The sequence below is a fragment of the Allobosea sp. 01N443 genome (genome assembly GCF_056399325.1).
This window is the reverse complement of the sequence record NZ_JBFTRC010000001.1, coordinates 43,430-55,199: the sequence shown is the minus strand read 5'-3', so window position 1 is coordinate 55,199 and position 11,770 is coordinate 43,430. Positions and strand designations below refer to the sequence as shown.

At 65.1% G+C, this 11,770-nt stretch carries 14 protein-coding genes and 1 other RNA gene; 11 read left to right on the top strand and 4 right to left on the bottom strand.

Going from position 1 to position 11,770, the window contains the following annotated elements:
- Window positions 1–70: 70 nt before the first annotated feature.
- An RNA gene (ffs, locus tag AC1DRP_RS00280) (signal recognition particle sRNA small type) lies at window positions 71–167 on the bottom strand.
- A 12-nt stretch (window positions 168–179) separates the two neighbouring features.
- Here ffs and AC1DRP_RS00275 point away from each other — a divergent pair.
- The 11 genes from AC1DRP_RS00275 (at window position 180) to AC1DRP_RS00225 (ending at window position 8,592) form a co-directional block, all read left to right on the top strand.
- On the top strand, window positions 180–335 hold the full coding sequence (locus tag AC1DRP_RS00275; RefSeq protein WP_441490531.1) for a hypothetical protein: 156 nt from the start codon (window positions 180–182) through the stop codon (window positions 333–335).
- 405 nt (window positions 336–740) lie between these two features.
- On the top strand, window positions 741–875 hold the full coding sequence (gene rpmH / locus AC1DRP_RS00270) for a 50S ribosomal protein L34 (protein ID WP_038364779.1): 135 nt from the start codon (window positions 741–743) through the stop codon (window positions 873–875).
- A gap of 50 nt (window positions 876–925) precedes the next feature.
- Window positions 926–1,330 carry a ribonuclease P protein component gene (gene rnpA, locus AC1DRP_RS00265; protein ID WP_476767495.1) on the top strand — a complete coding sequence of 135 codons (405 nt, stop codon included), beginning with the start codon at window positions 926–928 and terminating at the stop codon, window positions 1,328–1,330.
- A 46-nt stretch (window positions 1,331–1,376) separates the two neighbouring features.
- On the top strand, window positions 1,377–3,269 hold the full coding sequence (gene yidC, locus AC1DRP_RS00260) for a membrane protein insertase YidC (protein ID WP_476767572.1): 1,893 nt from the start codon (window positions 1,377–1,379) through the stop codon (window positions 3,267–3,269).
- 97 nt (window positions 3,270–3,366) lie between these two features.
- Entirely contained in the window at window positions 3,367–3,999 is a 633-nt protein-coding gene (locus tag AC1DRP_RS00255) for a CatB-related O-acetyltransferase (RefSeq protein ID WP_476767494.1), read from the top strand.
- Window positions 4,000–4,008: 9 nt separating this feature from the next.
- The gene (gene yihA, locus AC1DRP_RS00250) at window positions 4,009–4,674 is read left to right on the top strand and encodes a ribosome biogenesis GTP-binding protein YihA/YsxC (protein WP_441490528.1); all 666 of its coding nucleotides are present in this window, start codon (window positions 4,009–4,011) and stop codon (window positions 4,672–4,674) included.
- Window positions 4,675–4,782: 108 nt separating this feature from the next.
- A complete protein-coding gene (locus AC1DRP_RS00245; RefSeq protein WP_476767493.1) occupies window positions 4,783–5,151 on the top strand; it encodes a DUF423 domain-containing protein in 369 nt (122 codons plus the stop codon).
- 82 nt (window positions 5,152–5,233) lie between these two features.
- Complete coding sequence (gene argB, locus AC1DRP_RS00240; protein ID WP_043234901.1) at window positions 5,234–6,133, top strand: acetylglutamate kinase; 900 nt, start codon at window positions 5,234–5,236, stop codon at window positions 6,131–6,133.
- 7 nt (window positions 6,134–6,140) lie between these two features.
- The gene (locus AC1DRP_RS00235; protein ID WP_476767492.1) at window positions 6,141–6,356 is read left to right on the top strand and encodes a hypothetical protein; all 216 of its coding nucleotides are present in this window, start codon (window positions 6,141–6,143) and stop codon (window positions 6,354–6,356) included.
- 187 nt (window positions 6,357–6,543) lie between these two features.
- A complete protein-coding gene (locus AC1DRP_RS00230; protein WP_476767491.1) occupies window positions 6,544–7,287 on the top strand; it encodes a pyrimidine 5'-nucleotidase in 744 nt (247 codons plus the stop codon).
- Window positions 7,288–7,395: 108 nt separating this feature from the next.
- Entirely contained in the window at window positions 7,396–8,592 is a 1,197-nt protein-coding gene (locus AC1DRP_RS00225) for an O-succinylhomoserine sulfhydrylase (protein ID WP_476767490.1), read from the top strand.
- Window positions 8,593–8,679: 87 nt separating this feature from the next.
- On the opposite strand, the gene hemA is transcribed toward AC1DRP_RS00225, so the two are convergent.
- The 3 genes from hemA to AC1DRP_RS00210 all read right to left on the bottom strand — a co-directional run bounded on the left by hemA (window position 8,680) and on the right by AC1DRP_RS00210 (window position 11,551).
- Window positions 8,680–9,891, bottom strand: a complete 1,212-nt coding sequence (gene hemA / locus AC1DRP_RS00220; RefSeq protein ID WP_476767489.1) for a 5-aminolevulinate synthase — start codon at window positions 9,889–9,891, stop codon at window positions 8,680–8,682.
- Between the two features lie 90 nt (window positions 9,892–9,981).
- Entirely contained in the window at window positions 9,982–10,782 is an 801-nt protein-coding gene (locus AC1DRP_RS00215) for an SDR family NAD(P)-dependent oxidoreductase (protein ID WP_476767488.1), read from the bottom strand.
- Window positions 10,783–10,927: 145 nt separating this feature from the next.
- Window positions 10,928–11,551 carry a 2-hydroxychromene-2-carboxylate isomerase gene (locus AC1DRP_RS00210; RefSeq protein WP_113516824.1) on the bottom strand — a complete coding sequence of 208 codons (624 nt, stop codon included), beginning with the start codon at window positions 11,549–11,551 and terminating at the stop codon, window positions 10,928–10,930.
- Window positions 11,552–11,770 lie beyond the last annotated feature (219 nt).

Below are 11,770 nucleotides of genomic sequence, written 5' to 3'. Positions count from 1 at the left end.
AGGAGCGGCCCCGATCCAAGGCTTGGATCGAAGACCTGGCAAGCGGGAGCAGCGCGCAAGGCAGCCGCAAAGTGGGAGGCTGGACGAAGACCCGTTCGGTCTCGTTAGGGCTGCTTCCTTCCGGACCTGACCCGGTTGGCGAGTGAGACGTCCCTCGCCAACCTCCCGGGCGCTATATCGTGCATGTCGATCGAGAGCGCAAGCGCGAGCTACGCCTTGTCGCGCAGTTCGCCCGGGCGCTTCCCCTCCTACCGCGCGAAGAGATTTTGCCGCGCGAAGAGATGATTTTGCCGCGCGAAGAGATGTTGCGCATGGGCATCAAGGATCGCATCTGACCGAAACCAGCCGCTCGGCCGCCTCCCCAGCGCCGGCGCGAGCCGCTCTATGACAGAGCCGGCCCGATGAACCTCGGCGTCGTCAGCCTTGCCGCACGGGCGGCCCCTGGCGACGCCCTGCCTCTTTTCACGATCGAAGGCCCTCTGCACGCCGACTGCGTCGCGGCTCCTGATGATCAACGTCTTCAAGGCACGGGCGGGCCGAGGAGCCGGGCCTGTCGATCCGCGCGGCATCGTCGCAGGATGCGCCTTCGGCATTGACTCGCCCCCGCCCTTCCGCCATAAGCCCGCGACCTGCGCAGCCTTTCGGGCGGCGCCGCCCCTTTTGCATGACAGGCTTGGCCGGCCGATTTTCCCCAGCGGGAACCCGGTCGCCATGCCGGAACAAGGCCCCGGAGACGGACCGTGAAGAGAACCTATCAACCCAGCAAGCTGGTTCGCAAGCGCCGCCACGGTTACCGCGCCCGTATGGCGACAAAGGGTGGCCGCAAGGTCATCGCCGCCCGCCGGGCGCATGGCCGCAAGCGCCTGTCGGCCTGAGCGACCGGCGCGTGACCTGCGCGCCGTTTCCGGAAGACAGGCCCATCGCCATGCGCCACGCCCGTCTGACCGAACGCAAACAGTTTCTGGCGGCGGCCGAGCATGGCCGCCGTTTTCGTTCGCCTGCCTTCACGGCGCAGGTGCGCGATGCCGCGGGTGAAGAAGGCCGTCACGGCCTGCGCCTCGGCCTGACCGCTTCCCGCAAGGTCGGCGATGCCGTTGAGCGCAACCGCATCCGGCGCCGTCTGCGCGCCGCCGCGAAACAAGCCCTTGCCGCCCAGGCCGACCGGCCCTGCGATCTCGTGATCGTCGCGCGGCGCGAGGTGCTGACAGCTCCGTTTTCCGCGCTGATCGCCGATCTTTCCGTCGCACTCGATCGCGCCAGACCCGCAAAACCCGGCCGCAGGCCGACCGACAAGCGCCCCACCAGTGGTGGCACCCGTCCCCAGCCTTAGGCCAAAAGCCCTTCGGGGCATTCAGCGAGATCCGTTTCCGGTCATGATGAAAGAAGACAATCGCAACCTGCTTCTGGCGATCACCCTGTCGGTGGTCGTGCTGCTCGGCTGGCAGTTCTTCTACGGCGTGCCGCAGATGGAAAAGCAGAAGCAGGCCGCGCAGCAGAGCCAGCAGGCGCAGACCCAGACGGCCCAGCCGGGCTCGTCGGCTACTCCGGCTCCGGCGACCGTTCCAGGCCAGCCGGCAGCGACCGCCGCTCCCGGCACGGCCCAGGCCGTCGCTGCTGTCGAGACCCGCGAGCAGGCGCTCGCACGCGGTCCGCGCGTCAAGATCGACACGCCCAAGATCGCCGGCTCGATCTCGCTCACCGGCGCGCGCATCGATGACGTCTCGCTCAGGGCCTATCACGAGACCGTAGACCGCAGCAGCCCGAACATCGTGCTGCTCTCGCCGCTCGGCGGACCCAACGCCTATTATTCCGATTTCGGCTGGGTCGCCGCACCCGGCGCCAATGTGGTGCTGCCGAATGCGACGACCGTCTGGACCGCGGACGCCCAAGTGCTGCGCCCCGGTACGCCGCTGACGCTGACCTGGGACAATGGCCAGGGCCTGTTGTTCAAGCGGATGATCTCGGTCGATGACAACGCCATGTTCTCGATCCGCGACGAGGTCGAGAACAAGGGCGGTGCGCCGGTCACGCTGTATCCGTTCGGCCAGGTGGTTCGCCACGGCAAGCCGCATACGCTTRGCTACTACGTGCTGCACGAAGGCCTCGTCGGCAATCTCGGCGAGCAGGGCCTGCAGGAATACACCTACGACAAGATCGACAAGGAGCCGACGCTCTCGCCCGGCACCACCGGCAAGGTCTGGAAGGACGCCGTCGGCGGCTTCCTCGGCATCACCGACAAGTACTGGGCGGCCGCGGTCATCCCCGATCAGCAGCGCAAGTATGACGGGCGCTATTCCTCGGTCCAGACCGGCAATTCGCACACCTACCAGGCCGATTTCCTGGGCGAGGCCGTCACGGTCGCGCCGGGCGCCAGCGCGACCGCCAATGCCCGGCTCTTCGCCGGCGCCAAGGAAGTCGCGGCCATCGACGGCTACGAGAAGAATCTCGGCATCAAGCGCTTCGAGCTGATGATCGACTGGGGCTGGTTCTATTTCATCACCAAGCCGCTCTTCTTCGTGATGGACTGGGTCTACAAGCACGTCGGCAATTTCGGCGTCTCGATCCTGATCGTCACCGTGCTGCTCAAGGCCCTGTTCTTCCCGCTCGCCAACAAGTCCTACGCCTCGATGGCGAAGATGAAGGCGGTGCAGCCGGAGATGCTCGCCATTCGCGAGCGCTACGCCGACGACAAGATGAAGCAGCAGCAGGCTCTGATGGAGCTGTACAAGACCCAGAAGATCAACCCGCTCGCCGGCTGCTGGCCGGTACTGGTGCAGATCCCGGTCTTCTTTGCGCTCTACAAGATCCTGTTCATCACCATCGAGATGCGGCACGCGCCGTTCTTCGGCTGGATCAAGGATCTTGCCGCGCCCGATCCGACCTCGGTCTTCAACCTGTTCGGGCTGCTGCCCTTCGCGGTCCCCGCGATGCTGATGATTGGCGCTTGGCCGATCTTCATGGGCATCACCATGTTCATCCAGATGAAGATGAACCCGGAGCCGCCCGATCCGGTGCAGAAGATGATGTTCACCTGGATGCCGGTGTTCTTCACCTTCCTGCTCGGCTCTTTCCCGGCCGGTCTGGTGATCTACTGGAGCTGGAACAACCTGCTCTCGATCGTCCAGCAGGGCTTCATCATGCGCAAGCACGGTGTGAAGATCGAACTGTTCGACAATCTGAAGAGCATGTTCGGCAAGAAGCCGGCTGCGGCGGCAGCAACGGCGACGCCGGCGCCCGGAAAGCCGGCGAACAGCAACAAGGCGAAGTAAGCCTCCGGGCTGCGACGCGACGCCCCTCTCCCTCGGGAGGGGGGCTTTTTGCTTTTTTTTCGGACCTTGTTCACGCTGCCTTCGAAAGGGAGCCTCCATGCCGCTTCCCGATCCGCGGACCCTTCACCCGATCCCGGGCTGGAAGGGCACGGCCTTCCTGAAGGCCGTCGTCGACCACCCGCTGATCGAGGTCGGCGACTACAGCTATTATGACGACTCGCGCGGGCCGGAGCACTTCGTCGGCCGCTGCGTGCGCTATCACTTCGACTTCATCGGCGACCGGCTGATCATCGGAAAATTCGTCGCCATCGCCCAGGCGGCACAGTTCATCATGAATGGCGCGAACCACCCGATGGGCGGCTTCTCGACCTATCCATTCCAGATGTTCGGATTCGAGGGCGCTCCCGAGATGACGCCGGACAGGCTTGGCCTGCGTGGCGACACGGTGATCGGCAATGATGTCTGGATCGGCCGCGAGGCGGTGATCATGCCCGGCGTGACGATTGGCGACGGCGCCATCATCGGGACACGGGCCCAGGTCTCGCGCGATGTGCCAGCCTATGCGGTGGTTGTCGGCAATCCCGGTCAGATCGTAAAGATGCGCTTCCCGGCCGAGACGATCGCGGAACTCCTCGCCATTCGTTGGTGGGATTGGGATGCAGAGACAATCTCCCGCAATCTCGGTGCAATCGCCGGCGCCAACATCGACGCCTTGCGCGCCGCCGTGTAGGCAGGACCCATGACAGCAAGCACGACAACCCCCTTCACTCCGGACGAGATCGAGAGCGCTCGCAAGCTCTTCGAAGGTCCCTGGGATTTCGTCTGGGCCTCGACCAAGATCGACGACCTGCCCCCCATGGTCGGCCAGGAGATCGCCTTTGCCGGGCGCTCCAATGTCGGCAAGTCGAGCCTGATCAATGCCCTGACGCGGCGCAATGCGCTGGCCCGGACATCGCATACGCCGGGCCGTACCCAGCAGCTCAATTTCTTCCGTCAGGTCGGGCATGATGAGCGCCTGACCATCGTCGACATGCCCGGCTACGGCTATGCCGCCGTCGGGCGCGACAAGGTCGCAGCCTGGACCAATCTGATCCACGAATATCTGCGCGGCCGCTCCAACCTGATGCGGGTCTATGTGCTGATCGACGCCCGCCATGGCATCAAGGATGTCGACGGCGCGGTGCTGGAGACGCTCGACAAGGCCGCCGTCTCCTATCAGGTCGTGCTGACCAAGGGCGACGCGATCAAGAAGGCCGACCAGCAGTTCATGCAGGAAGCGACCTTCGACGAGATCAAGCGCCGGCCGGCCGCCTTCCCCGAGGTGCTGCTCACCTCGAGCGAAAAGGGCCTCGGCATTCCGGAGCTGCGCGCAGCGATCGCGCGCGTATTGGCAGAGCGGGCATAAGCCTCGCGGCTGCCGTGATGGCGAGGGAGGCGAGGCAATCCGGCCAGGCCTCCTCGCGAGGCCCCGCACGCCAGCATTTCGGTCCGGTCCAGAGAAAGTGATCCTGCCATGAGCGCCGCAAAGATTCATCTCACGCTGGCCGCGCTGATGGGCCTTGCGGGCGTGACGCTCCTGGCTGCGGCAGCGCATGGGCCAGGCACGAGCGGCCTCCAGACCGCCGGCCAGATGCTGCTGACCCACGCTCCCGTGATCCTGGGCGCAACGGCCGCACGCAAGGCCGGCCTGCTCTCCGATCTGCTGGCACGGGTCGCGCTCTCCGTCATCATCATCGGCGTCGCGCTCTTTGCCGCCGATCTCACCCGGCGTGGCTTCTATGACGAGCGGCTCTTTGCGGGCGCCGCACCTGCTGGCGGCTTCCTGATGCTGGCCGGCTGGCTCGCGCTGGCCTTCTCCGCCCTGTTCGCGCGGCGTAGCTGAACCGCGCCCGCCGGCTTCCGCCCCGGCCATTCTTCGGCTAGAAGGCCCGGCGCGCGATCCTCGCGTCCCGCGGAGCCTGCCGATGATCAATCCCGCCGTCCACCTGACGCCGTCGCAATCGGCAGAACTGCTGGTTCAGGCGCTGCCGCATATGCAGCGCTACGATCAGGAAATCATCGTGATCAAATATGGCGGCAACGCCATGGGCGATGCCGCGACCGCCGAGGATTTTGCCGAGGATATCGTCCTGCTCGAGCAGTCCGGCCTGAAGCCGGTCGTCTGCCATGGCGGCGGCCCGCAGATCGCCCGCATGCTCGACAAGCTCGGCATCAAGTCGGAGTTCAAGCAGGGCCTGCGGGTCACCGACCGCGCAACCGTCGATGTCGTCGAGATGGTTCTGGCCGGCTCGGTCAACAAGGAGATCGTCGGCTACATCTCGCGCGAGGGTGGCAAGGCGATCGGACTCTGCGGCAAGGACGGCAATATGGTGACCGCCCGCAAGGTGACCCGCACCGTCGTCGATCCCGATTCCAAGATCGAGCAGGTGCTCGATCTTGGCTTTGTCGGCGAGCCTGAAGCGGTGAACATCAGCGTGCTGGAGGCCGTGCTGAAGGCGGAGCTGATCCCCGTGCTGGCACCGGTCTGTGCCGCCGCCGACGGCCAGACCTACAACGTCAATGCCGATACCTTTGCGGGCGCGATCGCCGGTGCACTCAACGCCAAGCGCCTGCTGCTGCTGACCGATGTGCCCGGCGTGCTCGACAAGGACAAGAACCTGATTCCGGAGCTCACGGTGGAGCAATGCCGCCGCCTGATCGCGGACGGCACCATCTCCGGCGGCATGATCCCGAAGATCGAGACCTGCATCTACGCGCTCGAAAAGGGCGTCGAGGCGGTCGTCATCCTTGACGGAAAGATCCCGCACGCGGCGCTGATCGAGCTTTTCACCGATACCGGCTCGGGCACCATCATCAGAAGGTGATCCACCTTTGCCGGTGATGCGTGCCGGCAACGACAGGTTCATCATCCTCCCGGGGGGCGTCTCGGGAGGAGCGATCATGGATTACTCGATCACCATCGCGCTCGGCCTCGGCCTCTCGCTGGCCATGGTCGGTCTTGCACTCGTCCGCACCACATCACGACGGCGAGAGGATATCGCGCGTGTCCCGGCGCGAAGCGCCAGGTCGTTTCGGGACGAAAGGTAGGGAGACGGGCCGCATGAGTCTCAGGCGCGACCCGTTCACGCCACATGCGGCGCTTGAGAGAACGGCCTGATCATTGCTTTGATCGTGGGTCAGCAGCCTGACCGCCGATCGGCCGGTTTCGTCGCACGTCGGTAAACCTTTGCGGAAGACTTGCATGCTACGCTGACGTCGCCACATGACATAGCCCATGAATCAGAAACCGATCATATCCGCCGCTACGCCGCTCCTGCCAAATGCGGAAGCCTTTGCGCATGTCGAGCACTGGGTTTTCGATCTCGACAACACGCTCTATTCGCACGAGGCCAAAGTCTGGCCGCAGGTCGATGAGCGCATCACGCTGTTCCTCGGCGAACTGTTCGGGCTCGACGGGCTGTCGTCGCGGGCGCTGCAGAAATACTATTACCAGCGCTACGGCACGACCCTGAAGGGATTGATGGAGGAACACGGCGTCGATCCCGACGATTTCCTCGATTTCGCGCACCAKATCGACCTCTCCCTGCTCGATCCCAACCCCGCGCTTGGCGACGCCATCGCCGCCCTGCCGGGGCGCAAGCTCATCCTCACCAACGGCTCGCGCGGACATGCCGAGAATGTCGCGGGCAAGCTCGGTATCCTCCACCATTTCGAGGACATCTTCGACATCGTCGAGGCTGGCTTCCTGCCCAAGCCCGAGCGCGCGACCTATGAGCATTTCCTGGCGAAACATGCGGTCGATCCCAGCCGCGCCGCCATGTTCGAGGACATCGAGAGGAACCTGCTGGTCCCCAACGCGCTCGGCATGAAGACCGTGCTGATCCTGCCGCAGACGCCGGACCCATTCCGCGAAGCCTGGGAGCAGGCCGCGATTGAAGCCGGCCATGTCCACCACGTCACGACCGACCTCACCGGCTTCCTCACCCCGCTCGGGCGCCCGCCGAAACTGTCACGCTAAGGCGCAGATCTCGGGCGTTCCTTCCGGAGAATTTTTGTCCGTCTTTACGAACGATGGCTGAGCTGTTATTCCCCTTGTCCGTTATAACGAACGGCCGGAGTTCAGTTCATGTCAGGTCCAGACGCTGGCGCAAAGGCGCTGCATCCCGAAACGCGGCTGGTTCATGCCGGCACCCTGCGCTCGCAGTTCGGCGAGACGTCGGAAGCGCTCTTCCTGACGCAGGGCCATGTCTATGACAGCGCCGAGCAATGCGAGGCGCGCTTCCTGAACAAGGATCCGGGCTTCCAATATGCCCGTTTCTCGAACCCGACCGTGACCATGCTGGAACAGCGCATGGCCGCCTTCGAGGGTGCAGAAGCCTGCCGCGCTACGGCGACCGGCATGGCCGCCGTGACGGCAGCAGTGATGAGCCTGGTGCGTGCTGGCGACCACGTCGTCGCGGCGCAGGCCCTGTTCGGCTCCTGTCGCTATGTCGTCGAGGATCATCTGCCTCGCTACGGCGTGGAATCGACGCTGGTGAACGGCCCGGATATCGAGGCCTGGCGGAAGGCCGTGCAGCCCAACACCAAGGTCTTCTTCCTGGAAAGCCCCGCGAACCCGACACTCGAGGTCATCGACATCGCGGCCGTCGCCGCGCTGGCGAAGGAGGTCGGCGCCAAGCTCGTGGTCGACAATGTCTTCGCGACCCCGCTCTTCCAACGTCCGCTCGAACTCGGTGCCGACTGCGTCGTCTACTCGGCAACGAAACATATCGACGGGCAAGGCCGCTGCCTCGGCGGACTGGTCCTCGCCTCGGAGGAATTGATCCAGAGCGAGATCCAGACCTTTCTGCGCCAGACCGGGCCGGCGATGTCGCCCTTCAACGCCTGGGTGATGCTGAAGGCCCTGGAGACGCTGCCGCTGCGCGTCAACCGGCAGGCGCAGAGCGCCGCGATCCTTGCCGCCTGGCTGGCCAAGCAGCCCAAGCTGCCGAAAGTGATCTTTCCGGGCGACCCCAATCACCCGCAAGCCGAGATCATTGCGCGCCAGATGAGCGGTCCCTCGACCCTGATCGCCTTCGAGGTCAATGGGGGCAAGGAGGCCGTCTACCGCCTGCTCAATGCGCTCAAGCTGATCCGCATCTCCAACAATCTCGGCGACGCCAAGAGCCTGATCGTRCACCCCGCCACGACGACCCATCAGCGCTTCACGCCGGAGATTCGCGCCAGCATGGGCGTCACCGACGGGCTGGTGCGCTTCTCGGTCGGGCTCGAACATCCCGACGACCTGATCGCCGATTTCGAGCGTGCATTGGCGGCTGTCTGAGGGCCGCCCCTCAGCGAAGCGCAGAGCCGGGACCCAGGGCATTCCGGAATGGGTTCCGGAGCTCCCGTTCGGGAGWGGTCGGCGCGGCTATGCCGCGCGCTTCAGTCCCACCCTGCTCCAGATCTCGGTCAGCGCCACCACGAGCTGATCGATATCCGCATCGCTGTGCAGCGGCGACGGCGTGATGCGCAGCCGCTCGGTGCCGCGCGGCACCGTCGGATAGTTGATGGGCTGGACATAGATGTCGAAGCGCGCCAGCAGCTCGTCGCTGATCGCCTTGCACAGCCCCGCGTCGCCGACCATCACCGGGACGATATGACTGGGATTGGCGAGATGCGCGATGCCGACCGCGTCGAGCCGGCTCCTCAACGCCATGACCCTGTCGGCCTGGCGCTCGCGCTCGACTGAGCTCGTCTTGAGATGACGGATCGCGGCGAGCGCCCCCGCCGCAAGGTTCGGCGGCAGGGAGCTCGAGAAGATGAAGCCCGAGGCAAAGCTGCGGACATAGTCGCAGAGCGCGGCCGAGCCAGCGATATAGCCGCCCATCACGCCGAAGGATTTGGCCAGCGTGCCCTCGATCAGGGTCAGGCGATCGCTGAGGCCGTCGCGCTCGCTGATGCCGCCGCCACGCGGCCCGTAGAGGCCAACAGCGTGGACCTCGTCGATATAGGTCATGGCACCGAACTCGTCGGCAATGTCGCAGAAGGCGGCGACCGGGGCGATATCGCCGTCCATCGAATAAACCGACTCGAAGGCGATCAGCTTGGGCCGGGCCGGATCGATGCTCTGCAGCTTGCGGCGCAGATCGTCGGGATCATTATGGGCGAAGATCAGCTTCTCCGCGCGCGAATGCCGGATGCCCTCGATCATCGAGGCATGGTTCAGCGCATCGGTCAGGACGACGCAGCCCGGGAGCCGGGAGGCCAGTGTCGAGAGCGAGGCCCAGTTCGACATGTAACCGGAGTTGAAGAGAAGCGCTGCCTCCTTGCCGTGCAGGTCGGCCAGTTCCCGCTCAAGCAGCACATGGTAGTGGTTGGTGCCGCTGATATTGCGGGTGCCGCCGGCACCAGCGCCGCAACCGGCAAGAGCCTCCTGCATCGCGGCCAGCACGTCGGGATGCTGGCCCATGCCGAGATAGTCGTTGGAACACCAGACCGTGATCTCGCGGGGCCCGTCCGCGCCGTAGTAGCGCGCACGCGGAAAGCGCCCGACGATGCGCTCCAGATCGGCGAAGACCCGGTAGCGTCCCTCCTTGCGAAGCGCGTCGAGCTCCGTGCGGAAGAAGTGTTCGTAGTCCATCGGTGGCCTCCTGCGACGGGCCTCTCCTACGAGAGAGGAGCCTAACGCGAAATGGTGCGCGGTGTCGCGGGGGCCGTTACGGAACGACGGTTACGGCATGTACTGGCCGCCATTGACCTCGAGAATCTGGCCGGTGACGAAGCTGCCGAGTGTCTCGGAGGCGAGATAGAGGAACGCGCCGACGCATTCATCCGCCTTGCCGAGCCGGTCCATCGGGATGCCGGCCTGCATCGCGGCGAGTTGCTCGGGGGTCGAGTAGCGCTCGTGGAACGGTGTCATGATCACCCCGGGCGAAACGGCGTTGACCCGGATCCCGTGCTTGACCAGTTCGCGAGCCCAGCCGCGGGTCGCCGTCGAGATGAACCCCTTTGAGGCGGCGTAGAGCACGGAACCTGGGCCGCCACCAATGCGCGCCGCGACCGAGCTGACATTGACGATGCTGCCGCCCGTGCCCTGCGCGATCAGGGTCCTGGCCGCCTCGCGCATGAAATGCGCGACCTGGCGGATGTTGAGATCGATGATGTCGTCGATGATGCCATCGTCATAATCGGTGACCGGCACGCGCTTCACCAACCCGCCGGCATTGTTGATCAGCACATCGAGTCCGCCGAGGCCCGAAAGCGCCTCGGCCATGATGCGCGGAATCTCGCCGCTCTCCGTGACGTCGCCGCCAATCAGCACAGCCTTGCCACCGGCCGCCTCGATCTCGCGGGCCACCGCTTCCGCCTTGTCACGGCTGGCATTGTAGTGAACGCCGACGCGAGCGCCATTGGCACCGAAGGCCCGCGCAGCCGCCGCGCCAATGCCGGTGCTGGCACCGGTGATCAGTACTCTCTTGCCCCTGAGATCAGCCAATTGCGGCCAGTTCGGTGTCGAATGATCCTGTGTCATCGCGCTCGGCTCTCCCTTAATCGATTGAATTCTTGAGCACGCCTAGGAGGCGTTCCTGAACCATATCGCCTGGGGCACGGCATGCCAGCGCCTCGGTCGCAGGGCACCCGAGGCGTCGCGTCAGATCAGGCCTGCGAGAGCCTGATCAGGCTTGCGGGAGATAGGCAGCCCGCCCGCTCGCCAGAGCGGAGTCGAGGAGTTCGATACGGTCCTGGCCCCAGAAGACCTCGCCATCGAGCACATAGGAGGGCGCCCCGAAGACACCGGCGGCGATCGCGTCAACGCGATTGGCTTCATAGCGCTCAGAACTCGCCGCGCTCTCGGCGGCCGTCAGCAGGGCCTCGGCCGGAAGCCCCTCCGCGGTGGCCAGCCCGGCGATCACCGAGCGATCGCCCATGTCCCGCTCGTCCGACCAGATGGTGTGGAAGGCGCGGCGCAGGAACGCATCGGGATCATGGCCAGCCGCCACCACGGCGGTGACGAAGCGATCCGCCAGGGAAGGATCGAACGGCACATGCTTCGGCTGCAACACCAGCGGCAGGCCACGCCGTTCGCGCCAGCGCTGCAGCTCAACGAGACGATAGCGCTGGCGCGAGGGGTGGCGCTTCGGCAGCGGCAGTCCGCCCGTCTCGTCGAAAACCGCCCGCACCGGCATCGGCCGGTAGGTCACCGTCGCGCCATGGCGCTTGGCGGTCTCGAGGAAAGCCGCATGGCCGAGATAGGCCCAGGGCGAGGACAGCGTGAAGAAATAGTCGATCATGCGAGGCATTGGCAGGCGAATCCGTTGTCAGGAGCGCTCAAGATGAGGCGTTCGGCGCACAATGCGCTGCCGGGGGCTAAGCCACCAATTCCAAATCTTGACCTCGCCCATCAGTGCACGGCCTTTTTCATTGCTGCAGCCACGCCACAAGGACCGGCCGATTATTCACGAAACAGCAAAGCTGCTTGGTTTGAAACCTGAATCCGTCTTGGATCAAGGAGTTAGGGC